At 32.9% G+C, this 26,018-nt stretch carries 24 protein-coding genes and 2 pseudogenes; 16 read left to right on the top strand and 10 right to left on the bottom strand.

Annotated features, from left to right (window positions below):
* The first annotated feature begins 7 nt into the window (after window positions 1-7).
* A complete protein-coding gene (locus DFR85_RS18590; protein WP_110269585.1) occupies window positions 8-1,195 on the top strand; it encodes an amidohydrolase family protein in 1,188 nt (395 codons plus the stop codon).
* A 127-nt stretch (window positions 1,196-1,322) separates the two neighbouring features.
* Here the strand turns inward: DFR85_RS18590 and DFR85_RS18595 are convergent, their stop codons facing one another.
* Window positions 1,323-2,807, bottom strand: coding sequence for an APC family permease (locus DFR85_RS18595; protein ID WP_110269586.1), 1,485 nt, complete (start codon window positions 2,805-2,807; stop codon window positions 1,323-1,325).
* 105 nt (window positions 2,808-2,912) lie between these two features.
* Between DFR85_RS18595 and DFR85_RS18600 the strand changes: the two genes are divergently transcribed.
* Window positions 2,913-4,274, top strand: coding sequence for an aspartate aminotransferase family protein (locus tag DFR85_RS18600; RefSeq protein ID WP_110269587.1), 1,362 nt, complete (start codon window positions 2,913-2,915; stop codon window positions 4,272-4,274).
* Between the two features lie 6 nt (window positions 4,275-4,280).
* Entirely contained in the window at window positions 4,281-5,321 is a 1,041-nt protein-coding gene (locus tag DFR85_RS18605) for an iron-containing alcohol dehydrogenase (RefSeq protein WP_110269588.1), read from the top strand.
* A gap of 8 nt (window positions 5,322-5,329) precedes the next feature.
* On the opposite strand, the gene DFR85_RS18610 is transcribed toward DFR85_RS18605, so the two are convergent.
* The 4 genes from DFR85_RS18610 to DFR85_RS18625 all read right to left on the bottom strand — a co-directional run bounded on the left by DFR85_RS18610 (window position 5,330) and on the right by DFR85_RS18625 (window position 9,347).
* Window positions 5,330-5,923, bottom strand: a complete 594-nt coding sequence (locus DFR85_RS18610; protein ID WP_110269589.1) for a hypothetical protein — start codon at window positions 5,921-5,923, stop codon at window positions 5,330-5,332.
* Window positions 5,924-6,053: 130 nt separating this feature from the next.
* The gene (locus tag DFR85_RS18615; protein WP_110269590.1) at window positions 6,054-7,370 is read right to left on the bottom strand and encodes a glutamine synthetase family protein; all 1,317 of its coding nucleotides are present in this window, start codon (window positions 7,368-7,370) and stop codon (window positions 6,054-6,056) included.
* Between the two features lie 50 nt (window positions 7,371-7,420).
* The gene (locus tag DFR85_RS18620; RefSeq protein WP_110269591.1) at window positions 7,421-7,945 is read right to left on the bottom strand and encodes an aromatic-ring-hydroxylating dioxygenase subunit beta; all 525 of its coding nucleotides are present in this window, start codon (window positions 7,943-7,945) and stop codon (window positions 7,421-7,423) included.
* Window position 7,946: 1 nt separating this feature from the next.
* Window positions 7,947-9,347, bottom strand: coding sequence for an aromatic ring-hydroxylating oxygenase subunit alpha (locus DFR85_RS18625; protein WP_110269592.1), 1,401 nt, complete (start codon window positions 9,345-9,347; stop codon window positions 7,947-7,949).
* A gap of 49 nt (window positions 9,348-9,396) precedes the next feature.
* Here DFR85_RS18625 and DFR85_RS18630 point away from each other — a divergent pair, with 49 nt between their 5' ends.
* The 4 genes from DFR85_RS18630 to DFR85_RS18645 all read left to right on the top strand — a co-directional run bounded on the left by DFR85_RS18630 (window position 9,397) and on the right by DFR85_RS18645 (window position 13,361).
* A complete protein-coding gene (locus tag DFR85_RS18630; RefSeq protein WP_110269593.1) occupies window positions 9,397-10,077 on the top strand; it encodes a DUF4286 family protein in 681 nt (226 codons plus the stop codon).
* Between the two features lie 61 nt (window positions 10,078-10,138).
* Window positions 10,139-11,407 carry an MFS transporter gene (locus DFR85_RS18635; protein WP_110269594.1) on the top strand — a complete coding sequence of 423 codons (1,269 nt, stop codon included), beginning with the start codon at window positions 10,139-10,141 and terminating at the stop codon, window positions 11,405-11,407.
* Window positions 11,404-12,198 carry a carbon-nitrogen hydrolase family protein gene (locus DFR85_RS18640; RefSeq protein ID WP_110269595.1) on the top strand — a complete coding sequence of 265 codons (795 nt, stop codon included), beginning with the start codon at window positions 11,404-11,406 and terminating at the stop codon, window positions 12,196-12,198. Before DFR85_RS18635 ends, DFR85_RS18640 begins: the two co-directional genes overlap by 4 nt.
* 14 nt (window positions 12,199-12,212) lie before the next feature.
* Window positions 12,213-13,361: an aminotransferase-like domain-containing protein gene (locus DFR85_RS18645; RefSeq protein WP_110269596.1), complete on the top strand. Its 1,149-nt coding sequence runs from the start codon at window positions 12,213-12,215 to the stop codon at window positions 13,359-13,361.
* On the opposite strand, the gene DFR85_RS18650 is transcribed toward DFR85_RS18645, so the two are convergent.
* Window positions 13,358-14,704, bottom strand: coding sequence for a purine-cytosine permease family protein (locus tag DFR85_RS18650; RefSeq protein WP_110269597.1), 1,347 nt, complete (start codon window positions 14,702-14,704; stop codon window positions 13,358-13,360). The two genes, DFR85_RS18645 and DFR85_RS18650, sit on opposite strands and share 4 nt — an antisense overlap.
* Window positions 14,705-14,787: 83 nt before the next feature.
* Here DFR85_RS18650 and DFR85_RS18655 point away from each other — a divergent pair.
* Window positions 14,788-15,671: pseudogene (locus tag DFR85_RS18655) on the top strand (transposase).
* A 96-nt stretch (window positions 15,672-15,767) separates the two neighbouring features.
* Here the strand turns inward: DFR85_RS18655 and DFR85_RS18660 are convergent.
* Both DFR85_RS18660 and preA read right to left on the bottom strand, forming a co-directional pair.
* Window positions 15,768-16,604, bottom strand: coding sequence for a carbon-nitrogen hydrolase family protein (locus DFR85_RS18660; protein ID WP_110269598.1), 837 nt, complete (start codon window positions 16,602-16,604; stop codon window positions 15,768-15,770).
* On the bottom strand, window positions 16,597-17,643 hold the full coding sequence (preA, locus tag DFR85_RS18665) for an NAD-dependent dihydropyrimidine dehydrogenase subunit PreA (protein WP_110269599.1): 1,047 nt from the start codon (window positions 17,641-17,643) through the stop codon (window positions 16,597-16,599). The genes DFR85_RS18660 and preA overlap by 8 nt, the downstream gene beginning before the upstream one ends.
* Window positions 17,644-17,850: 207 nt before the next feature.
* Between preA and hydA the strand changes: the two genes are divergently transcribed.
* The 8 genes from hydA to DFR85_RS18705 all read left to right on the top strand — a co-directional run bounded on the left by hydA (window position 17,851) and on the right by DFR85_RS18705 (window position 24,580).
* Window positions 17,851-19,242, top strand: a complete 1,392-nt coding sequence (gene hydA, locus DFR85_RS18670; RefSeq protein ID WP_162582576.1) for a dihydropyrimidinase — start codon at window positions 17,851-17,853, stop codon at window positions 19,240-19,242.
* Window positions 19,243-19,248: 6 nt separating this feature from the next.
* The gene (locus DFR85_RS18675) at window positions 19,249-20,838 is read left to right on the top strand and encodes a cytosine permease (protein WP_110269601.1); all 1,590 of its coding nucleotides are present in this window, start codon (window positions 19,249-19,251) and stop codon (window positions 20,836-20,838) included.
* Window positions 20,839-20,840: 2 nt separating this feature from the next.
* Window positions 20,841-21,206, top strand: a complete 366-nt coding sequence (locus DFR85_RS18680; protein ID WP_110269602.1) for a CD3072 family TudS-related putative desulfidase — start codon at window positions 20,841-20,843, stop codon at window positions 21,204-21,206.
* Between the two features lie 45 nt (window positions 21,207-21,251).
* Window positions 21,252-21,401 (top strand): hypothetical protein, encoded by a 150-nt coding sequence (locus DFR85_RS18685; RefSeq protein ID WP_162582578.1) that lies wholly within the window; start codon window positions 21,252-21,254, stop codon window positions 21,399-21,401.
* A 157-nt stretch (window positions 21,402-21,558) separates the two neighbouring features.
* Entirely contained in the window at window positions 21,559-22,200 is a 642-nt protein-coding gene (locus DFR85_RS18690) for an IS607 family transposase (RefSeq protein ID WP_110269603.1), read from the top strand.
* Window positions 22,172-23,410, top strand: coding sequence for an RNA-guided endonuclease InsQ/TnpB family protein (locus DFR85_RS18695; protein ID WP_210433933.1), 1,239 nt, complete (start codon window positions 22,172-22,174; stop codon window positions 23,408-23,410). The genes DFR85_RS18690 and DFR85_RS18695 overlap by 29 nt, the downstream gene beginning before the upstream one ends.
* 74 nt (window positions 23,411-23,484) lie before the next feature.
* Window positions 23,485-24,021 carry a hypothetical protein gene (locus DFR85_RS18700; RefSeq protein WP_162582580.1) on the top strand — a complete coding sequence of 179 codons (537 nt, stop codon included), beginning with the start codon at window positions 23,485-23,487 and terminating at the stop codon, window positions 24,019-24,021.
* Window positions 23,915-24,580, top strand: coding sequence for a cytosine permease (locus DFR85_RS18705; protein ID WP_162582582.1), 666 nt, complete (start codon window positions 23,915-23,917; stop codon window positions 24,578-24,580). Before DFR85_RS18700 ends, DFR85_RS18705 begins: the two co-directional genes overlap by 107 nt.
* 34 nt (window positions 24,581-24,614) lie before the next feature.
* Here the strand turns inward: DFR85_RS18705 and DFR85_RS18710 are convergent, their stop codons facing one another.
* The gene (locus tag DFR85_RS18710; protein WP_162582583.1) at window positions 24,615-24,785 is read right to left on the bottom strand and encodes a hypothetical protein; all 171 of its coding nucleotides are present in this window, start codon (window positions 24,783-24,785) and stop codon (window positions 24,615-24,617) included.
* A 75-nt stretch (window positions 24,786-24,860) separates the two neighbouring features.
* A pseudogene (locus tag DFR85_RS18715) lies at window positions 24,861-25,730 on the bottom strand (transposase).
* Between the last annotated feature and the right edge of the window lie 288 nt (window positions 25,731-26,018).

Below are 26,018 nucleotides of genomic sequence, written 5' to 3' on the forward strand. Positions count from 1 at the left end.
TAGAATAATGACTATAATAAAAAATGTGAATATGATGGGCTTAAAGCGAACTAACATAACCTTAGATGATAAAGCTAATACGATAATTGACGCTAATGGTAGAATAGCGTTTCCATCTTTTTTTGATATGCATGTACATCTAGAGAATTCTTTAAGTTTAAAAGATACTGGCGAAAATGAAAGTGGAACTTTAGAAGAAGCTGTAGAAAGATGGGCTAAAATTAGAGATTCTCTATCTTTAGAAGATATAAAAAATAAAATTAAAAAATCTCTAATCTTAGAGATATTTAATGGTATCACACATATTAGGAATCACGCTGATACATGCTCAAAGAATATTAATTCTGTTAAGGCTTCTTTAGAGGTTAAAGAGGAAATGAAGGACTTTATTGACATTCAAGTAGTAGCTTTTCCTGAGCAAGGAATATTTAACTGCAATGAAGAGGAGTTTAAGAAGGCTGTAGAGATTTCTGATATAATAGGAGGTAAGCCAGATGGTGAGGATAATGAGGATCTTGGAAAAAGACATTTAGAGTTAATTTCCTCATTATCCTTAAAATTAAATAAAAGTATAGACTCTCATATAGATCAAGGAGATGAACCCACAAGGTTTTCTGAATATCTTTTAGGATTAAGAAATAATCACGTAGCCCTTTCTCATCTTACTTCAATTCATTCTGATAATGACGAGTATGTTTCAAAACTAATTAAATTAATAAAAAAGAGGAATGCCTCAGTAATTAGTTCTCCCTTAACTACAGTATTCCTTAATGGTAGATTTGATGGATATCCTAAGAGAAGAGGATTAACAAGAATTAAACAACTAGTGGATGAAGGAGTTAATGTAGCATTAGGTCATGACGACTTTCAAAACCCTTTCTTTCCCTTTGGATTTGGAGATATAATTCAAGCTCTATGGATGGCTATTCTAATGGAGCAGGCAAACTTAAAGGATACTGAAGATTGGATAGGCTTAATTACAAAGAATGCTGAAAAGGAATGGATATTATCTAGTTATCTTAAACCTTCAGAGGACATTGTTATTTTAGATGCAAAAAGTTTAAGGGAGCAGTTTTCTACTCTTTCTCCAAGATTTATGGTGATTAGAAAGGGTAAAATAATAGCTTATTCAAACAAGAGCGGAGAAGTAATCTTAAACGGTAATAAGATAAATCCTTATGAACTTATCGTTTAACTAGTTGCTATATATCTTATACTTCTGATCGTTTAGTACTTACTAGTGTTAGTGAAAATAATTCCAAATAATGACTAAGATATTGCAGAATCTATACAAGATTTAAAATTAGGAATAAAAAAAGGAATTATGTTTCTTTTGATTGTGGTCTTATTTCCATTGCTATATCATATTCTCCAGCTTTAGCCAATTTCTCTGGATGTTTTTTCAAGTAATATATCCCTAGAGGGAAGCCTACGGCTAGAGGCCATACAATTCCAAATATCCCTGCGCCTAAGAATGCATAGTTAAGTAAAGAAGGAGAAGATATAGCAGTGCTTAATAATCCCTGCATACTGTAATATAATACAATTACACCTAGGATACTAGATATTATAGGAACTACTCCGTGTTTGAATATATCAAATTGTCTCTGTTTATTAGCATAAATCGTAAGTCCTATATTAGCAAACATGTGTTCAAATATTACTCCAATACCTGCAATGGTCAATAGTAATAAGGCTCCATTAAAAGGTCCTAGTAGTAAACCTGCCGCAAGGCTTGATCCGAAACCTACTCCTAACCATAGCATTAACGTTCTGACTGGTGTTTTCCTTTTTGGATGTGTATAGTAGAACCATCTTGGAATTATTACTCCGTCTCTAGCTGCGGAAAAGGATATTCTACTAACTACATTAGAATTTGCTATTATAAATGATAAATAACTATTTGCCACAAATATTGTTAATAATGCGAATCCGGCTATTCCTAAATATTTACCAAATACTATTAGACCAGGATCTGGAGATGATGCAAAAGCAGATATATTTCCCAATCCCCAACCTACCGTTAATGCATATGCTGGCGGTATTAAAGCGAATCCTGTTAAAAGGAAAGCGTATAGTATAGATTTTCCTACATTCTTTTTAGGTTCCTTTATCTCTTCTGATACCGTTATTACTGTGCCTAATCCTGTAAAATCAAGAATTGAAAAGACCATTCCTAGAAATACTAAAGGTAATGCGTATGTTGGTGGAGAAAATACGGAAAATGTATTTAATGATCCAAGTTTGAATATTATTGCTATTGAGGCTAAACCTAAGAAAAGAACTTCAGCTAATCCAGTATAAAATGCGTAAGATAAGGATTCCTTTATACCTAGATAAGATATTATAAAACCGTAAGCAGCTACTACACTTGCTAGACCTACCCATACATACGGTAAGGAACTAATAGAAGGAGAAATTAAATAAAAGAAGCTAGCGAATCCTAATATTCCAAAGGCAGGTCCTCCTAACATTTCGTTTTCAGTGTAAGATAGAAATGTAGGTATGGAGAGTATTTTAGATCCTAATGATGCATAAGCATAATATCCTCCAGCATTTGTCCTTAACTTGGAAAATTGATAAGGAGTATTCATCCACATTCCATAAATTAACCACGCTATTAATACAGCTATTACAGTATATGCTCCTGCATAAGCTACTGTACCGGTTAAAAGTATTGCCACATCGCCAGCTGGAGAAACGTGTGATATTGATTGAAATACTCCATGCATTAAACCTACTGCATTATGTTTTAATTTATACTCATTTTTTTGAATTTGTGAATTTGGAAAATCCTTTTCTTCCATACTTTTCGTAATTGATCTTGTTTATTATATTTTTATTTTGTAATCTGTAGTAACACTTTGTATTACTTCTTAAACTTTTAAATTCTATCAGAACACTACCAGTGTATGAATAGATTAAGTTATGAGAACGCCCCTAGAATATTAGTTAAGCCACCAGGTCCAAAATCATTAGAACTATTAGATATCCAAGACAAGTACGAAACTAAATCAAGGATTTACACTCAGATATTTAGAATGGCTGTTGATGATGCTAAAGGTTCTACTGTTAAAGACGTTGATGGAAATATTTACATTGATTGGTTTTCTGGAATTAGCGTTTTAAATCTAGGTCATTCAAATCCTATAGTTATAGACGCTATTCAAAATCAGCTTAATAAAATAGATCATATAAATGAAGTACCTACAGAGGCTAGAGTTCAATTTTTAAAGACTCTTGAATCTACATTACCTGGAAAGCTAAGGAACAATGCTAAGATAATGTTTACAGTAACTGGAGGAGATGCATGTGAGGCCGCAGTAAGCCTAGCGCGATATATAACAAAGAAGAAAATCATAATCGCTTTTAGTGGATCATATCATGGAATAGCAGGAGAAATAGCAAGTGCTACTGCTAATTATCATTATAGAGAATATGAGAATCTAGATTATCATAATTTTTATCATCTGCCATATCCTTATAAATACAGATTTCCAATAAAAGTAAATGATGAGGATATAAGCAAGGTTGTAATCGATATGCTAGAAAATATTTTAAAGGATAATTATTCAGGAATAGGACCTGTAGGCGGAGTTTTAGTAGAGCCTATACAAGGAGAAGGAGGATATATAGTACCTCCTGATGATTTCTTGCCTATGCTGAGAGAAGTAACAGAGAAATACTCTATTCCACTTATAGCAGACGAAGTCCAAAGCGGAGTAGGGAGAACAGGAAAGATTTGGGCTAGTGAACATTGGTCTATTACTCCAGATATAATGTGTATTTCTAAAAGTATTGGTGGCGGAATACCAGCATCTATGATAGCGTATAAAAAAGAGTATGATGAATTTTTACCTCAAGGATTTCATTTAGGGACATATAGAGGAAATCCTCTAGCTTTGGCCGCTGGTAATGCAATATTAAATTACTTACAAAATTCAGAAATACTTAATAGAGTTCAAGAAAAAGGTAAATATATAGTAGAAAGATTTAATGAAATGAGTTATATTTCGAATTATATAGGAGACGTAAGAGGTAAAGGATTTATGATTGGTGTAGAATTAGTTAAAGATAGAAAAAGTAAAGAACCTGCTACTGATGTAGCGATTCAACTAAAGAAGAAGCTATTTGAAAAAGGATTGCTAATGCATACTTGTGGACATTATGGTAATGTGATGAGATTTATGGCACCATTAACAATTGAAGACGACCTTATAGATAAGGGTTTAGAAGTTTTCGAGAATAGTATTAAGGAAATTGGAAATACGTGAATTCTTATGCTTAAACTAATAAATTTTTCATCAAACGTTGTTTTTGGTAATAATGTTATATGCTCAATTCCTAGTGAAATGGAATCTAAGAACTTTCCTAAGGATATCATTTTTATCTCAGGAGAAAATACTTTTAAATTATTTGGAAACAAAGTATTAGATAAAATTCAGAAAAGTGATTTTCGTGTTATTAAAGATATTATAGGCGTAGGAAAAGATAAGGATACTATAGATGATCAAATCTCTAAGTTTCCTAAAGATAAAAAATATACAATAATAGCTGTAGGTAGCGGTTCAGTATTGGATGCAGGAAAATATATTGCGTCAGAAACTAATTCTCCCTTAATTTCTATTCCTACTTCTCTTTCAACTGATGCAATAGCTACTAGTTTTTCAGTACTATGGAGAAAAGGCTCTAGTATAGCTATAAAGACGGTAGCACCATCGCTAGTCATTGGTGACTACCAATTACTGAAAAAGGAGGATAAAAGGTTTATAAAAGCAGGTATAGGTGATATGCTTTCCAAACTTTCTGCACTTTATGATTGGAGATTAAGTTTTTGGCTTGCAAAAGAAAAATATAATGACTTTGCATATAGTTTAGCTTCATATACTACTAAGTTGATTATAAAAAGGTTAAATCATATTTTGAATAGTGATTATATAGGTATAGAAACTTTATTTCTTGCTGAAGTTACTGATGGTTACCTTATGGAGATTTCGAATACTACTAGAGTAGCTGCTGGTAGTGAACATCTTTTTTCTTTTGCAATGGAGACGCTTGGGGTAAATCTATTACATGGAGAATTATGTGGAATCGGGACGGTAATTATGCACTTCCTACAAACTGGATCTCACAAGGCTAGAAAAATATTTGAAAAATCACATTTCCCCATTACTGTTAAAGAGCTAGGTATTAATAAGGAGACAATAATAAAAGCGTTATCAATATCTCATAAAATGAGAAATTGGTATACGATACTAGGTAAAGAAGGCTTAACTGAGGGCCAAGCAGAAAGACTGGCTAAATATGCAGGTGTAATCTAATAGGAACTTTATTTATGAATATTCATTATTACGCTATTCTCTTTTATTTCGAAATTTACCTTTAGGTTTAAAGATTCTAAAATTCCACTATAGTAATGAGCTAGAATTAAAGAGTACATTCTATTTAATGTATGATGCAACAGTACTGTGTAATTCTCCTTTTCTTGAGCATTAAGAATTGTAATGCTATATAATCCAGAATACTTGGCGATATATTTAAGTAAAAATATAAATATATCTATTTTTTCACAATTTTTACATATTTCAGACCAAAGCATTATATATTCTCTTCCCCAATCTTTTCCTGCAGAATTTGCAATACTAATAATATCGTTCTCTGATTTTCCTATACTATCTATGAGTAGTCTAAAAAATCTGTATGAGATCGTCACTATATTATCTTGACTAACTTTTTCAATTCTATATGTATAATATACATACTTCTCTAGTTCTTCAGCCACTATCGAATTAAATTTCATATTTTTCTCATATGCTATTTCTTCTAACTTATTAGCTATATATCTTGGTATTCTTATAGTTTTTAAAACTGTAATTTTAGAATTATTTCTACTTTCAACTTGTTTTAAATCTAATGTTCCCATTAATATGCCATGTTTTTTACCCTATTTAAGCGTTCTTTAGTATACAAGATTTAGTTAATAAAAATAGTAATGAACTGATATAGAAGAGATTATAAAGTAATAATTAGATATATTTGTTAATAGCTAAAAATTACAAGTTTTTGTATACATTGAACTCCCAATCTGTAATTACACTATTGTATTCTTCTAATTCTTGCTTTTTAACAGCTATAAATTCGTTTATTATCTTATCTCCTATTAAATTGACTAGTCTAGTATCCTTCTTAAGTTCAGTTAATGCTTCATTAAGATCTCTGGGAATTTCCTCTAGTTCTTTATTTTCGTAAGCATTATCGCTTACAGGTTTTGGAGCTTTTAGACCTCTTTCTATACCGTCAAGTCCTGCAGATATAAATGCTATAAATAAGAGGTAAGGATTTGTAGCTGGATCAGGAACTCTATATTCTAATCTTAGATCTCTCGACATGGAGCTAAATCTTGGAGTTGGAATTCTTAATATTGTAGATCTATTATTCGATCCGTAACCTATTTTTACTGGAGCCCACATATCTGGAATTCTTACTAGCCTTTTATATGAATTCACTGTAGGTGCCGCAATGGCAGTTAGTGATTTAGCATGCTCAATTATGCCTGCTATAAAAGAATATCCAATTTCGCTTATTTTTAGGTCATCTTTATCAGAATAGAATATATTGTTTCCATTACTCCATGCGCTTAAATTTAGATGTAATCCAGAACCTGGATATTCCTTAAATGGCTTAGGCATAAAATTTATATCGTAATTATATTTTGCAGAGATCATTTTGGATATTTCCTTAAAAAATATTAAAGAATCTGATGTTTTAATTGGATCGGAATGCCTTATATTGAATTCATATTGTGATGGTCCACATTCCTTTAATGTTTTCATTACTCCTATACCTATGCCTTTTAAGGTATTTTTTAATTCAATAAGAAATTTATCTATAGAAGAACCATAATATCCTCCTACTTCATAACAAGATACGTCATTAAGTGGCTTATTTTCCTTTGTTACATAGAATTCATATTCAAAAGCAGAAATAAAATCTATATTAAACTCATTTTTAATTTTAGTTAGAGTGTTTGTGAGTTGCCATCTTAAGTCATGTTCCCATGGTCTACCAGACTTATCATACATTTTTCCAATAGTTATTGCATATGGCTGTACTATTGACAAAGTAGAAATATCAGGAATTATTATAAAATCATCTGAGTTAACGCCTAAATTTCCATTTCTAGCTAAACTTCCAGCTGGTGTATAATTCATAATAGCCATTGCAGTACTAGTTCCATTTTCTAGGATATCGTCTAATTCGTCTATATCTTCGGCTTTACTTCTTATAAACCCTCCATAATCAACGAAGTCTATCTTTAGAGTATCTACTCCATTTGATTTTAATTTTTTTAAAATATCTGTATATTCCATTAACAAATAAAGAGATTTGGTTCCTAATAAAAAATATGTATTTCAATGTATTACAAGAAATAAGTAAGATCTTGCAAATTGATTGAATGAACGTCTGGTAATACAATTCTTTTAACTAGTTTCATATTCTTAGAAATAATATCGACTCTTTTGTAGGATAAGTACATTAAATCAGTAGATCTATATTTTATAAAGAGAACATTAGATCTAGCTAGATAATAATCCAGAAAATTATAAGCTAATGTATTAGTAATTAGATATTTTGATACGGACGGAGGATTATCACTCCAAGCATCATTAGAGTTAAGTCTATCAATCTTAATCTTTATTGTATTTATTTTATCATAGATAACTAATCCATTTGACATAGATTTGTCCTTTTTGTCTTTTAATTCTCTAACAAGGACGATATACTCCATATCTGGATGTAAAAGATCTAGCCAATCTATGTAATTATGATATTCTAAGAGCTCTGCTTCCCTATTTAAAAATCTAACAATTTTTATATATTCATTCTCACTAACTTCGTTTTTATCATAATTCAGATACATTTCGATATTTTCTAAGCTTTGCATTTCATTCACCTATCAAGTAGTCAAGAATTCTTCTCCACATATATCTAGCAGATTTCTCTGTAAGTCCTGTGGGAATTATATCTAGTTCTTCTCCATGCGGTCCCATAAAGTCTTTTAAGGAAGTTAAATGATCTCCAACCTTATAAGGTACTTTAATTTTTCTCATTAAATTCGTCGAGTACTTAGAAGCCTTTGTTATCATTGTCCAATGTTCTATATCATCAGTTTCAACTACCCCACCTGCACCAAACCCATTCATAAATGTTCTATAGGATAGATCCTTAAATTCCTCATCCACATCCTTTTCTACTACAAACCAATTATAATACTCTGTGGTATCAGTATTTATAGGCCTTAATAGCCTAAAGCTAATATGTGGTATTCCAACGGATTTAGGATAATCTAGATCTACGTCAGGTAATTTTCTTATACCATTAAAAAATCCTAGATTGGGAAATACTAGTCCACTCATATGGTAAGAAAGGCTAAATAATTCAAACTGCTTTGGTTCCAATAGCTTTTTAGCTTCTTCTACTACAGCAGGTTCCCAAATTGGATATAAGATCGGGAAAAATTCTGCAGGAAATCCTCGTCCTTTCCCATCTTTACCTAAAAATCTAATGTTATGCCCTTTCTTTGAGGCTATTTGATATCCAGATATTATATTTTTAATATATTCAAAAGAATAAAGAGATGATGCAGATTTATGTGTAATAACAAAATGATATACATCATGTACAAAGCTATCAGCACCCATTTTCCAGTTAAATTTTATTATTCTTCTTTCAGGAGGTAAAAACTGATATCCAGAAGAATTTCTTCTAAATAATATATCCATATACCATTTTATTTCTCCCAAATAATTCTCAAGAGGTTCAGGATTCTCATTGAGAGTAGAAAAAATAAAACCCGCGTAGCTTTCGCTCTTAAGCTCTAATAGGCCATATCTTTCTTTATCTAATTCTCCGTAAGCTATAGATTCAAGCGGTACTCCTATAAGTTTTCCATTACCATTAAATGTCCATCCATGGTACGGACAAGTAATAAACTTTGAATTTCCTTTTTCAGCTTTAACTATTTGAAGCCCTCTATGAGGACATATGTTAAGGAAAATTCTAATCTTATTATCTTGCCCTCTTATAGCAAGAACTTCATCTGTGGGGCCTATAGCTCTTACTGCAAAATCTCCAGGCTTAGGAATCTCAGATTCATGTACTACAAAATGCCATATATTTGGCCATAGTCTTTCTTTTTCTAGTTCGAACACTCTCTCATCAGCAATCCACCATAATTGTAATTCATGATTTTCCTCTAGGTCTTCTCTTACCTTTACTAACTCATCAATGAGTCTTTCTTTTTCGTAATCAGATTTATTCTTGTTTATATCGTTTTTTTCTATCATAAAATATTACCTTAATTAGAAATTTTATAGCTTGCAATATATTGATAATGTGTATTTCAGAGTATTACAATGTAATCTAAGAGAAGTTAAAATAAATGTTTTCGAAAATGGGAAAACTATGAAAGGAATATATGTAGTCCGGGTTGACGTCTTAGATAGTAGTATAGAAAGTAGTTTCAATAAATGGTACAGCTACGTTCATTTACCAGACCTAATGAAGATAAAATATTTAGAATTCTCCAGAAGATTCTTTAGTAATACGAGTATTCCTAAATATCTCTCCCTATACGAATTTCCAGATAAAGAAAAACTAATAGAAGGTAAAAAGAGTGAAGAAATGCAATACGTAAGATCAGATACTATAAAACGATGGAGCGGTAAATTATCTAAAGGTGAAAGATACTATACAACAGTAGAGGAAATTATAGTAGGCGATGAAAAAATTTCAGACAACAATAAGATATTTATAACTTTTGATGATAATAAAATTTTAAATAATATCTTAAATATTATACTTATTGAAAAAGAAAAAATGGAAAGATGCCTTAAGCTGGATGTCTTTGATAAAGAGCCAGAAGATCTTCCAAGATATATATTACTTTGTGATACTAATGATAAAAATAATAGTAAAATGTTTGAGGCGCTAAAGGATATAGACGGAATAAAAGGTTTAGGATTTTATGAACCAATAATTTCCTATAGTAAAGTAACTTACAACGATACTCTATAAACAGTGTACTACAATCTAATACTTTTTACATATAATACTACCTTTTTTATAACAACATTATATGGGTAGTCTAAAAACTATTGTTTTAAGTTCAATGATAGGTAATATAATGGAATGGTACGACGTATTCATATTCTCAACTGGTGCACTATATATAGCTAAGGCTTTTTTACCTTCAAAAGTAACACCTACCATTGCTCTATTAGACGTTTTCCTTATTCTAGCTCTAGGATTTATTACTAGGCCTTTAGGCGCTTTTGTATTTGGGAATTTTGGTGACAAATTAGGTAGAAAAAGAATGCTAATAGTAACATTATCATTAACCGGAATATCAAGTGGATTAGTAGGATTACTACCTACTTATATAGATATCGGATTCATATCTTTAATTCTTTTATCGATATTAAGAATATCATTAGGTATAGGCTTAGGAGGAGAATGGGGCGGAGGATTATTATTAATAGTAGAAAACACATATCATAGGAATCCATTTTATGTTTCTTTCTTTCAATCATCAGTTAGTATTGGATTAATAGTGGGGTCATTAGTATTTCTTACGTTGGAAACTTTACTACCATCCTCTGAAATGTATTCCTTTGGATGGAGAATAGCCTTCTTAATATCGTTCTTACTTCTAGTAATAGGTTTAATAATAAGATTAAAAATAGGAGAAACTGAAATGTTCAAGAAAGCATTAGAAAATGGAGAAATATTAAGAAAGCCAGGACTTAGCTTATTCAAGAATCATTTTGAAAAAGTAGTCTTGGGAATCTTAATTGTAGGAGGTTTAGCTATATATTTTATAGGTTCGGTAAGTATTCCAAATCTATATGAGTTTAATAAAATAGTATCTCCTACTCAATATTTTTATGGTATAATGTTATTTGGAATAATCGATATATTATTCGTTTTTATTGGCGGTATTCTTTCTTCAAATTGGAAAAAGATAATTATTTTTACTGTAATAGGTAACTTATTGGGCATATTTGTTCTTTATCCAGCGTTTTTATTAAAAACTCCTACAAATTATTTGCTATTTCAAACATTATTAGGAATTTCCCATGGTATAATGTACTCTCCAGTAGCCGTAATTTTAGTTAAACTATTTCCAACAAATGTAAGATACAGTGGGATTTCTGCGTCATATCAATTTGCTGGTGCTTTCTTAGGAGGAATAGAACCTTATGTAATTACTTGGTTAAGTACATTTAATTACTTATTTTATCCTATATATCAAATTTTATTATGTGTAATTTCCATAGTAATTTCTATTATAGTATACAAATATAACCTAGCAAAATACCTTGAAACAGAGGTGGAGAAAAGATGAGAATATCAACTGTTCAGTTAATAACGAGTAGAAATAAAGAAGAAAATTTGAGAAAAATACAGCAATATATAGAAAAAGCTAAGGATACTAACTCGGAACTTGTAGTATTTCCAGAAGCAAGTATGTTTTTCTCTCCCCCAGACGAGTCACCAGAAATATTATATGAGAAAGCAGAAGATTTGGAAGGACCGTGGATAACTGAAGTTAAAAAATCTGCTAAAGAAAATGGAATTAATGTAATTTTGGGAATATATGAAAGAAGTAATAACAAAAAGGTATATTTAACTGCAGTATTTATTGATAAAACTGGTGATTTGAAATATGCATATAGAAAAACTCACTTATATGATGCTTTTAGCTTTATGGAATCAGAGAGAATAGAGCCTGGAAAAGAGTATTATTCTCCAATAAATATTGATGGACTAAAAGCAGGAATACTTCTTTGTTACGAATTAAGATTCCCAGAGATATCTCGGACATATGCATTAAAAGGCGTAGATTTACTAATTGTTCCAGCTGCATGGGTAAAAGGATATTTAAAAGAGGACCATTTGTTGACGCTAGCTAAAGCAAGGGCATTGGAAAATACTAGTTATTTAGTATTATCAGCTCAGATAGGAAATATATTTACTGGATATAGTATGGTAATAGATCCATTAGGTGTACCTATTTCAAGAGCTACAGAAAAAGAAGGTATAATAACATCAGAAATTGATAAAGAAAGAATAAAAGAAGTTAGGGACACTCTTCCAGTTCTATATCAAAGACGAGAAGATTTATACTTTAGGTGACACTTTTGTACAACATGTTTTCAAAATACGCAGATAATTTAAGATTATCAGAATTATTACGTTATTTTAAAATTATCTCAAAAAAGCCTAATATAATAAACTTTGTAAATGGGTTACCAGATCCTAGAACTGTTCCAGTAAACGAAATAGAAGAGATTCTAAATCAAGTCATAAAAGAATACTCTGTTACAGCGTTCCAATATAGCATAACTTGCGGTATAAAAGAATTAAAAGATCAAATTATAGAACTTGTGAAGAATAGAGGAATATACGGAGTTAATGAAAACAATATTTGCATAACAGTCGGAAGTCAAGAGGCACTTTACATGCTTTTCTCTATTTTTATAAATCCAGGAGATAGTGTAGCAGTAGAGAATCCAACGTATATATCAGCCTTAGAAACTCTTAGAACCCTAAATCCTAATTTTAAAGGGATAAATATTACAAATAATGGTTACGAAATGGATAGCTTAAGAGAAAGTAATGCTAAGCTACTTTATACTGTACCATCAGCTCAAAATCCTTCAGGCTACACACTAAGCCTAAAAGAACGTAAGAAGATAATAGAACTAGCACACGAAAATAATACAACAATCATTGAAGACGATACATATGGTTTTCTTCTCTTTGATAATTATGTTCCATCAATGAAATCTCTAGATGACGAAGATAGAGTAATTTACGTTGGAAGTATGAGTAAGATATTCTCTTCTGGCCTTAGAATTGGATGGATTATAGCTAATGAAAAGGTTATAGAAAAAATAGAGGCATTAAAGCAAAATATTAACGCTCATTCTCCAACAATAAATCAACTATTAACAGCTGAAGCTATAAGGTCAGGAGTTATAGATAGAAATATAATAAATGCTAGAAATATATACAGATTAAAAAGCGAAATTATGAAAAATGAAATTATGAAAAATCTGGGAGATAAAATAGAGTTTATTTCTCCTACCGGTGGAATGTTTTTCTTCTTATGGCTAAAAGACATTGATACCGAGAAGTTATTAGAAAAAGCAATAAATAATAATGTTGCGTATCTACCTGGAAAATACTTTTATCACGACATGTCTGGATATAATACCATAAGGCTGAGCTATAGTTATCCTAATGAAAAAGAAATAGTTGAAGGAATAAAAAGACTGAGTGAGATAATATATTAGAAATGTATTTTTTGTAAAGCATAGTATATGCCTGAATCTATTAGGCTTCCAAGAACCTGGTATGGAAAGTATTCACTTAAAATTCCATAAAAGTTATAGTAATTTAGCATAAAACCTATAATAAGAGCTATAATAGCTTTTAGTTTAATTCCATTATTATAATAGAAGGAACTAACACTATTATTTCTTAGATTTACGTACCAATCAACTATCAATATAAAAGTAAAAGGCAATATTAGGTCTCCAACTAGCAAAAGGAAGTTTTCAATATAGTTTAATATCCCAAGTATTGCAAGGATTATTGATACTGTTCCTAATAATATTGAAGCTAATGGTTGAGAAATCATATATGATTTAGCTTTTTTCATAAACGTTTCCATTGAGACTAATAGATCAGCCACTGCAGGATATAAGTTCATTGAATTAGTATGAATTATTGCTATAGACGCTCCTATAGCTGCTACTAGAACCCATATTGGATCTCCATTTCTATAAACTGCTGCTAAGTTCCAATTTCCAGTCGCGCCTTGAGAAATATATCCTAATAATCCCATCAAGAAAACTGGAAGCATTATCCCTATTCCAGGAGAAACGAAATAAGATAAGGAAAATTTATTGTATGGTTTAGCAAATCTGGTTATGGTAGTTATCTTATAAGCCCATGATAGAATAGAGAAAGTTAGAATAAGATTAATTGATAATCCCCAATTTACTGTAGTAGACGGTGACATCATAGCTGAAATATTCGGATGATAGTATGAGAATAAATAGTAAGCTAAGATAGCGTAACTTATTACTAGAATCGGTGAAGTAAATCTATAGAAATAGTTTAACCATTTAGCACCAAATATTACTAGAACTATTTGTAAAATTCCAAGAACTATTGACCAAAAAGCTAATGATAATCCGCTAACAGAAGAAAGTATTTCCGCTCCTACAGCAAGATTTAAACCGAACCAACCCATGTTGACAAAAGTGTAGAGGAGAGATAACATATTTGCTGGATAATAACCGAAAGTGCCTCTAGCTTGTGTAAGGGAAACTATTGGTTTTTGTCTTCCTATTTCAGAGAAGAGACCTGCAGGAATTATTCCAATTAAAGTAGCTAGAGAAACTATTATAAGAAAATTAGGTATTCCAACTCCAAATAATAAATATCCCGCTAAAGGCGTTGCAGCAGAAGCACTAGCCATTGCCCAAAAAATAAAAATATCTATAGAAGATATTTTTCTCATTCTTTCTGGAACAGGTAAAACGCCAATAGTTTCTATTTCTTTACCTATTTTGCCAAGCTCTGGAATTCCTGAAGAGATTTCTTCACTTTTCCTTTCATCGTCTTCCATAATAAATCACTTTTTACAAGCTACGTTGTGGATCGCTTCAGAATTATACAAAAATTTTTAAGTAATTATGCAGAGTATTACCCATGGAAAAGAAGAACACTAGGGATTGGAGCAAGTACGATGAGAACGTGTTAACAAGATATAAGCTAATGTTCCCCTTCTACGTCTTCGAACACTGGTGGGAATTACTCCAGGAAGAGAACAGGTACGCTAAGACCAAGTACAAGGCACCAAAGGAGTTCAACGACTTCCTAGCATTCCTACACTTATTCTTACCCTACAGAGCAATAGAAGGAGTATTAAGCGCACTAGCAGAAATGAAGATAATCCCAACAAGCCTAGATTATTCAACAATATGGGAAAGGGTAAGAAACATGAACATTAATTTCCCTGAAGCGAGTGACGAACTTGAAGTAATAGCTGATGGTACTGGAATAAGCACAACAAGAGGAGGACAATAGTAGCAAAGTGGGGCAAAAGGAGGGATTCAAAATTCCTTAAGATTGAAGTAGTTATGGAGAAGGGCGAGTTCAAGATAGTAAGCGCTGAGGTGACGAGTAATGAGGCCGAATCTGCTTCAAATACTGTAAAGGACTTGAAGGAAAAGGGTAAGGAAGTTAAGAGGTTCTATGGCGATAAGGCTTATGATACTAACGAGATTTATAATCTTGGTGTTGATGTTGTTGTTCCTCCTAGGAAAGACGCTTTAGGCGTGGTCATCCTGCTAGGCGTAAGGCTGTGCGCGAGTTCAAGAAGTTGGGTTATGTACGTTGGCGGGATGAGAAGGGTTAGTTAAGGTGGTTGGTTGAATCCTTGTTCTCAGCGGTTAAGCATTTGGTGAGTCTGTTAGGGCTACGAGTTTTGCTGGTCAAGTTGTTGAGGCTAAGCTAGTTTGGCTTATGCTTGGATGATGTACATGGCCAACCTTGTTGTTGGTCGAGCTAAGGGCTTTGAGGTCAAGAAGTAGTATAGTAAATTATTTAGGAGAGATATTATTTTCTATAGAAAACATATTTTTACTGTATCATCCTATTGAAATATATTGAACGAACCCACAAAGCATTTACAAGCTTTCAATATATATCGATGATATTTCTTCGTAATTTTCAGGTTTTCTATCCCTTAAGAAGGGAGCTTTTTTCCTTCTTTCTCTTATATAATTCAAATCTATATCAACTATTTCATAGCCTTCTATACTATCCATTTCTTTAACTATTTTACCTACAGGGTCTGCAACTAAACTTTTTCCAAAATACTCAATTTCTTTTCCTTGAAATACTTCTGGTGTTCTATTTACTCCAACTACATATATGGTATTAAACGCTGCATGTGCCCTCAATTCTAATTCCCATGTTTCTGGGTAAAAATTAGTTGTTGTAGGAATAGTTACTATATCCGCACCTTTTAATGTCAGAATTCTTACGCCTTCAGGGAAATGTCTATCATAACATATTATTCCTCCAACTTTGTAGTCTCCAAAATTGAAAACAGGATAATCTTTCCCTGCTTTAAAATAGAATTTCTCATAGTATCCAGGAACTTGAGGTAAATGTGTTTTTCTATATTTTCCCAAAATATTTCCATCTTTTATAAATACTGATGTATCGTAATAAATTCCCCTTATTTTTTTGTCCTCTTCAAAGAACGTAATAACCATACCTACCTTATATTGCTTAGAAAATTCATAAAAGGTTCTTACTGTAGGTCCATCGTCTGGTTCTGCTAAATCAAAAAATTTTGGGTCTTCTGTTGCAGCAAAATATTGAGTGGTAAATAACTCGTTATATACTATCAATTCTGCGCCGTCTTTGACAGCACTTTTTGCATAATCTAAGGCTTTCTTTATATTAGCTTCTTTTGATTCTATACTGCCCATTTGTATCATAGCTACTTTAACCATATATCTCACCTCTGACTACGTTTATTTCTTCATCTATATTAGTTCTCCTCTTAGTTACTTTTTCCAAAAATTCATATTCACGCATTTTTTTAGAAGCTATACCTATCATATCTTCTAGGTTAGAATAACCTTTTCTTTCCATGAAAGAGTAAAGTTCTTTTTTCCATTCTTCTATAAACTCGAAACCTCTAATCATAGTGTATGTTACTGACTGTACGGTTTTAGCTCCCATCATCATATATTCTACAGCATCTTTCCAGTCAAATATACCGCCAACTCCACTTATTTCTACAGATGTGGATGAGAAGATCTTGGACACCGCAGCTAGTCCTATAGGCTTTATAGCAGGTCCAGATATTCCTCCATATCCAGAATATCCATTAATATCTGGTAATGGTTGTCCTCTTTCTATGTCAACACCTATAACTCCACTAACAGTATTTATTGCAGTTACCGCTTTAGCACCTGCATTTTCTGCCTCTTTTGCTATATCTTTAATTTCAGTAACATTAGGCGTTAATTTTACTACAATTGGTATTCCAACCGAAGATACTACCTCTTTTGTATACTTATAAACCAAATCGGGATGTTGACCTATGAATGCTCCAGTTTTCCTTTCTGGTTCTCCGTGCGGACATCCAAAATTAAGCTCTAGCATAGAAGCCCCTCTATCTTCAGCCCATCTAGCTAGTTTTACCCATTCAGAAAAATCTGAGCCACCCATTATACTAGCTATTATAGGAATTTTTACTTCTGACTTAATTATTTTCATATATTTATCCCATGTATCTAATTGATCTTCAGTTATTAACTCTAAATTTTCAAATGCTATAAGTTCCTTATTTCTTCTCATTGTTCCATACATAGGCCTTACAGACTTCCTTACTATCGAATCTCCAATTGTTTTTAGGACTATTCCTCCCCATCCTGCTCTATACGCTGATATGATTTTTATTGGATTTCCTGATGTCGGTCCAGAACCTACAAAAAATGGATTAGGGAAAGAGACATCACCAAAATTTACGGATATATCTTTCATAGAAAAGCTTGTAATTGAACTATATTTAAGTATAGATCCATTTTACATTAAATATTTTCCAAAATATTCAATACAGAAACTGTTTCACTCTTGATAACTTTTAGATATAAACTTTGGAAATTTTATAAAAAGAATTTCTTTAGGCGTTAAAAAGTTTTTAATATTAAAATGGAAATTTCTTATAAATATATTAGGACTAAAGAACTTATGAGCCTAGACATAGTATTAAAAAACGCTAAGATATTCACTTCTTCAGGTCCTATAGAAGGAGATATTGGAATAAAAGATGGAAAAATAGTTAAGATTGGAGATATACAAGAACAATATATAAAGACCATTGATTTAAGTGGAAAATATGTTATCCCAGGTTTAATAGATGGACATACTCACATGGAATTCCCGTTTATGAGCGAGATAACTGCAGACGATTTCTATTATGGGACTAAAGCTTCTATTGCTGGCGGTGTAACTACTATAGTTGATTTCGTTACTCCTTCACATGGTCAAGATTTAATTTCTGCTTACGAAAAATGGAGGGGAAATGCTGACCCTAAAGTTGTATCCGACTATGGGCTCCATATGATAATTCGAGAGATAAACTCAAACGTCTTGGAACAAATACCTAGTGTAATAAATAAAGGAGTAGTAAGTTTTAAGCTATTTATGGCATATAAGAATGAATTAATGCTTCCAGATGGAGATTTATACAAATTGATAAAAAAGATAAGTGATTTCGGAGGAGTAACTGGAATACATGCAGAAAATGGCGAAATAATAAATGAACTAATTCAGGAATTTCTTAAAGAAGGTAAAGTCGAGCCTATATATCATTATTATTCTAGACCAGACATATTAGAAATTGAGGCAACTAATAGAATAGCTTCTATTGCGAGTTTAGTAGGTAAAGATGTTAAAATGTATATTGTTCATACATCTACGGGAGAGGCTGTTGATATAATATCTAACTATAGAAAGATGGGATATAAATTCTTTAACGAAACTACGCCACATTATTTGACATTAAATACTGAGATGTTGAAAAGACCCGATGCGTTTAGGTATGTTATGAGCCCACCATTAAGAAGCGATGAGCAGAGAACAAAGCTATGGTATAGATTAGCATCAGGTGACATCTTTACAATTGGTAGCGATCATTGCGTATACTCAGACTTACAAAAGAAACGTCATATGGAAAAGGTTCCACCATTTAATGAAATACCTAATGGCGTTCCAGGTACTGAGACAATACTGCCTTTACTTTACTATTTTGGAGTTAAAAAGGGAATTATATCTATGGAGAGATTCATAGAAGTAACGTCTTTAAATCCTGCTAAGTTATTTGGATTATATCCGCAGAAAGGTACAATTATGCCTGGCTCTGATGCAGATTTTGCAATCATAGATCCAGAAAAGAAAGTGAGAATTTCCCCTGATGTCCTTCACAGTAATATTGACTATACAATATATGACGGTGTAGAGGTAGAAGGATGGAACGTAATGACTATGAGAAGAGGAGAAATAGTTTACGAAGAAGGTCAAGTAATAGGTAAAAAAGGAAGCGGTAAATATATACCAGGCAAAACTCCCATAATGATGTGACTCTAAATGGCAGAAAAAACAATAGATAGGTCGTCCATAACAAAATTTTATCCAGAAAAAGGACAAGTAGAACTTACAGAAACTTTTCCTAACGAGAAATTTTTATGGAACGCAGATGTACACCCAATTCCTGTTAAAAATAGAAACTGGGGTTCACTTACATATTTTATGATATGGGTCTCAATGGTTTTTATAATTCCTAGTTGGACACTAGCTAGCGTAGGTTTAGTATTCGGATTAAATATTATTCAATCGATATCAATGGTATTCTTAGGGAATTTGATAGTTCTTATTCCCATGATTATTCAATCTCACGGTGGAGCAAGATATGGTTTAGCAGAGCCTCAATTAACCAGATCTAGGTGGGGAACTTACGGTGCAATATTTCCTAGTTGGATAAGGGCTATAATAGGAGCAGGTTGGTGGGGAATTGAAAGTTACATTATTACTGAAGCAGCTACTGCAATATACGCTATATTATCCGGAAAAGTAAGCGTAGTAGCCTATACTGTAAGTCATTATGCAGATTATCCTTTTATTTTAAGTAAAGATTTTCCTCAAGTATTTTGGGGAACTTTCGCTATAGTCATTTTATTACAGATATTAGTTTTCTACTATTCTCCTATAATGAAATCTCAACCACTATTAAAATGGCTTGCAAGAATTGGAGGCCCAATAATATTAGTATCCTTTTTTGCAGTATGGTTATATTTCATGAGTAAAGTTGGTTGGTCAGTTGATATATTTACTTTATCTTCTACGTCATCTGCTTCAATGCTCTCAATATTAGCTTTCCTTAATGCAAATATAGCTTATTGGGCAACAATGGCGTTAACTATGCCAGATTATACTAGATTAGCAAAAAATCAATTCTCGCAAACTATAGGACAAATTCCTATGCCAATATTAATGCTAATAGTAGCTATAATGGGTACTATGACCACTGCAGCTGCACTAAAACTTTATGGAGCGCCAATATGGGATCCAATTGTCCTAGTGACATTACATATGTCCTCTTCTGCTAGTATTCTAATATTATTTGCGTTTATATTGGCAACATTTCTAGTAAATGTCTTTGCTAACGCTGTAGGTCCTGCTTATGACATAGCAAATACTTTTCCTAAACATTTAAGTTGGTTTAAAGGTTCATTAATATTAATATTAATAGGATTAGCATTAGGAGCGTGGAGCTATTATGGCAATGCATATAGCTATATAGAGAATTGGTTACTAACTTATGGTGGACTTTTAGGTAGTGTTGAGGGAGTAATAATATTTGACTATGCTATAATTAGAAGATTTAAATTTGATTTAGTTGACATATTTTTAAGTAATGGAAGATTTAAATATTGGAAAGGAATAAATCCAGCTGCAGCAATAACTTTCTTAATAGTTTCAGCAATAATTTATTTACCATATCCAGGGGAAAGTATAGCATTAGGCAATGCGTGGGTACTATCCTTCTTACTCTCTGGTGCAATATATTTACCATTAATGAAATATTGGGTTATACCAAAGTATCAACCAGAATTAAAGGGATCCTTAACTCATGGGTACTTCTCTGAGGACACGTTGAAAATTTTTAAGGTGAAGTGAGAATGAAAGACTTTAGATCTAAAAAGGTAGCTATAATATCTAATTGTATTTTAAATCAAAACTCTAAGGTTATAGGATTTGCAAAATATAGGGGAATTATTAAAGAAATAGTTGATTTACTATATGAATACGACTATGGGATTCTTCAATTGCCTTGTCCTGAGACCCTTTTTGCAGGCGCTAGAAGATGGTGGCAAGTAAGAGATCAGTACGATACTGAAGGTTATAGGGAACATTGTAGAATGTTAACAAAACCTATAATAACTATGCTAAAGGAGTATGAAAAGGAAGGTTATGACGTTTTGCTAATAGGCGTTGATGGAAGCCCTTCTTGTGGAGTTAATTTATCTCCAACTAGTAAGAAATGAGGAGGTCCTCCTACTTTAAGGGATGAAGATGCGTGGAATGCTGAAATGATAAATAAACCTGGAATTTTCATGGAAGTATTAATGGAAGAGATAGAAAAATCTGGTCTTAAAATACCTAAGACAATTGGTATAGGATTAGATATTACCGATGCTGAACACTGGGATAAGAATAAGATTTTAGATTTAATAAAATAATTTAAGGATGAACTAAGGAGAGATCAAAATGTCAAAAACGGATAATAGATTATGGAACCAAGATATTGCTCCAGTAGATCCTAAAGTAAAAAATTGGGCTGAATCTTTTTCATAATAATAGAGATCTTTTTATGTTCATTTATCATCAACTAATTTCGTGGAGAGGTTACTGAGGCCTAAGGAGGCTTGCCAACTGCTCGGTATTTCATACTCAACCTTGTTAAGGTGGATTAGGGAGGATAAAATAAGGGTAGTAACAACTGAAGGAGGAAAGTATAGGATTCCTTACAGTGAGATTAAAAAGTACTTAGAGAGGAGGGAAGAAATAAGAGCAGTAATTTACGCAAGAGTTTCATCAGCAGACCAGAAAGAGGACTTGGAGATACAAATAAACTACTTGACGAACTATGCAACAGCAAAGGGTTACAAAGTAGTTGAAGTGTTAAAAGATATTGCAAGCGGGTTGAACACTCAAAGGAAAGGGTTACTCACGCTATTCAAACTAGTTGAGGGAAGAAGTATTGACGTCGTTCTTATAACCTACAAGGATAGGATAACGCGTTTCGGGTTTGAATACCTTGAGGAATTCTTTTCAACAATGGGAGTTAGAATTGAGGTTGTTTTCGGAGAAGAATCTAAGGATGCTACACGAGAACTAATTGAAGATCTGATTTCCATTATTACGTCATTCGCTGGGAAAATTTACGGAATGAGGAGTCACAAGAAGACAGTCCTAGTTCAGGGTGTAAAAAAGTTGATAGGTGAGCTAAATGGAGAGGACAGTGAAGTTAAGGGTTAAGGTTGACTACACTACCTACTCAGCACTTAAGGAAGTTGAGGAGGAGTACAGAGAGGTTCTAGAGGATGCATTAAATTATGGGCTGTTAAACAAAACTACTTCCTTCACTAGGATTAAAGCTGGAATTTATAAGACCGAAAGGGAGAAGCATAAGGACTTACCTTCACACTACATTTACACCGCTTGTGAGGACGCTAGCGAGAGGCTAGATAGCTTCGAGAAGTTGAGGAAGAGAGGTAGGACTTATACTGAGAAACCGTCTGTGAGGAGAGTCACTGTCCACCTAGATGATCACCTGTTGAAGTTCAACCTTGACAGGATTTCAATTTCTACCAAGAAGGGTAGGGTTTTCATTTCTCCAATCTTCCCTAAGATTTTCTGGGAGTATTATAACAAGGGCTGGTTAATTGCGAGTGAGGCTAGGTTTAAATTGTTGAAGGGGAACGTGGTAGAATTCTTCATAGTTTTTAAGAAGGACGAGCCTAAACCTTACGAGCCTAAAGGTTTTATCCCAGTTGATCTCAACGAGAATTCAGTCTCTGTACTTATCAATAGTAAACCCGTATTGCTTGAAACAAACACTAAGAGGATTACTCTGGGCTATGAGTATAAAAGGAAGTCAATAACTACTGGTAGGTCAACTAAGGATAGAGAAGTTAAGAGGAAGTTGAGGAACTTGAGAGAGAGGGATAAAAAGGCTGATGTTAGGAGGAAGTTAGCAAAGCTAATCGTTAAAGAAGCTTACGAAAGTAGGAGTGCCATAATCTTGGAGGACTTGCCAAAGAGAGTTCCAGAGCATATGGTTAAGAATATGAAAGACTCTCAGCTTAGGTTGAGGATTTATAGATCAGCATTTTCCTCAATGAAGAATACTATCATTGAGAAGGCTAGGGAGTTTGGAGTTCCAGTGATTTTGGTTAACCCGTCTCACACTTCTACTATATGCCCAGTTCACGAGACAAAGATTGTTTACCAACCCGATGGGGGCACTGCCCCAAGGGTTGGTGTTTGTGAGAAAGGGAGAGAGTTGTGGCATAGGGATGTTGTCTCACTGTATAATCTAAGGAGGAGGGCTGGAGATGTGAGCCCCGTGCAGTTGGGCTCGAAGGAGTCCCATGACCCACCTATCATTAAGCCTGGTAGGTGGTTGAGGGCTAAGTCCCTACGCTTGATCATGAATGAACATAAAATGAATGAAATGAAAGTGTAGGGACAAACGGAACTTACATACCTTCATGGATTAGATTCTTTGTAGCTATAGGCTTTTTTGGCGTACAGACGTTTTTGATTAATGAGGCTATAGTTGGCTTATTCTTAGAGATAGAAGGGAAAGCCGCAATATTGAGTTCGTATAAAGCATTAACTCCATTTATACTAGTTAGCAAATTCCCTATACTGTTCTGGACCTCTTTTGCAATAGTTATAATATTACAGATCTTAATCCTGGTATTCGCTAAACCTATCTTGGGTTCTCCTTCTCTAAAAATTCTAGGATATATAATGCCATTTGTTTCATTAATAGCATTGACTATGGTTTTTATTTATTTTGTAAGCCTATATCCTTCAGCGTTATATAAGGTTATTTACTCTTCACCTGCTCCTATAAACATATCAGAATTTCTTTTACTTCTTCTATTTTTAAATTCCAATATCCACGCTACTCAAGTTATAAGTTGGCCAGATCTAATGAGATTTGGGAAATCCTTTAAGCATTATGATTGTAGGTCAAATTGGTTTACCTATATTTTATACTACAGTGGTAGGTTATGGAGCAATAATGGCAGGGATTTCAAAAGAAATAACTGGAAGCGTTACTTATGATCCAACTCTCCTCGTAGTAAAATTTACTACTTATCTCTTTGCTATCCCTATACTTATAGCCTATGCTTTTACAATGCTTAATACCAATATTTTTAGCAATGTAGTTCCTCCAGTATACGATTTAATTAATACTTTTCCTTCAAAACTTTCATGGATAAGAGGAGTTATAATAGTATCTATACTTGGTATAGCAGTAGGCGCTTGGTCCTTGTATCTTAAGGGAGCATATACATACTTTGACACTTGGATAGCGTTCATATCTGGTCTATTAGGTCCTATAGCTGGAATTATAGTAGCAGATTACGCAATTTTGCGGAAATTCAAAATAAACTTACACGATGTATTCGTTAGAAAGGGAGAATATACATTTTATAAAGGGTTTAATATTAGTGCTATACTCACATTGATTATAATATTTCCGATTATATTCTCAACACAGTTACATATACCTATACCTTTTTCAATATACATTTACAAAATGTCGTGGATGAGCGGATTTCTTATGTCAATACCATTATATTTATTATTAACAAAATTATTTGATAAATATAAAAGATAATATATTTTTTAATATTTGAATTTCAGAAGGATTTTTATTTATTATTGACTAAATATGGCGCTGAAATTCTTTTCTTATATTCTGTTAAGATATCAAATGACAAAGTGTCCATTTCTTGTTCTCCTATAAAAGGAAGTATTATTTCATCCATTGTTAAATATATAACATATTTTATTCTTTCATCCTGCTTTGTGGGTTCGTTCAATATATTTCAATAGGATGATACAGTAAAAATATGTTTTCTATAGAAAATAATATCTCTCCTAAATAATTTACTATACTACTTCTTGACCTCAAAGCCCTTAGCTCGACCAACAACAAGGTTGGCCATGTACATCATCCAAGCATAAGCCAAACTAGCTTAGCCTCAACAACTTGACCAGCAAAACTCGTAGCCCTAACAGACTCACCAAATGCTTAACCGCTGAGAACAAGGATTCAACCAACCACCTTAACTAACCCTTCTCATCCCGCCAACGTTCATAACCCAACTTCTTGAACTCGCGCACAGCCTTACGCCTAGCAGGATGACCACGCCTAAAGCGTCTTTCCTAGGAGGAACAACAACATCAACACCAAGATTATAAATCTCGTTAGTATCATAAGCCTTATCGCCATAGAACCTCTTAACTTCCTTACCCTTTTCCTTCAAGTCCTTTACAGTATTTGAAGCAGATTCGGCCTCATTACTCGTCACCTCAGCGCTTACTATCTTGAACTCGCCCTTCTCCATAACTACTTCAATCTTAAGGAATTTTGAATCCCTCCTTTTGCCCCACTTTGCTACTATTGTCCTCCCCTTGTTGTGCTTATTCCAGTACCGTCATCTACTTCAAGTTCGTCACTCGCTTCAGGGAAATTAATATTCATGTTTCTTACCCTTTCCCATATTGTTAATCTAGGCTTGTTGGGATTATCTTCATTTCTGCTAGTGCGCTTAGTACTCCTTCTACTCTGTAGGGTAAGAATAAGTGTAGGAATGCTAGTCGTTGAACTCCTTTGGTGCCTTGTACTTGGTCTTAGCGTACCTGTTCTCTTCCTGGAGTAATTCCCACCAGTGTTCGAAGACGTAGAAGGGGAACATTAGCTTATATCTTGTTACTACGTTCTCATCGTACTTGCTCCAATCCCTAGTGTTCTTCTTTTCCATGAGTAATACTCTGCATAATTACTTAAAAATTTTTGTATAATTCTGAAGCGATCCACAACGTAGGCTTTCTCCACATGCACTAAAAGGTAAGTCTCACAATCTTTTAAGCATGGTTTTCAGTTTTTATAATTATGAGATACCCATGAATGGTTTTTAACGTGAGTCTAAATTATCTAATAGAGGAGCGTAAAGAGGGAAAAAGAAAGATCTTTTTAATTATAATTATAATGAAGATTAATCATTTTTTATTTTTATGAGCAAAATTCTTAAATCTAACTAATAAAACAT

This window comes from Acidianus brierleyi (genome assembly GCF_003201835.2).
GTDB classification, from domain to species: domain Archaea; phylum Thermoproteota; class Thermoprotei_A; order Sulfolobales; family Sulfolobaceae; genus Aramenus; species Aramenus brierleyi.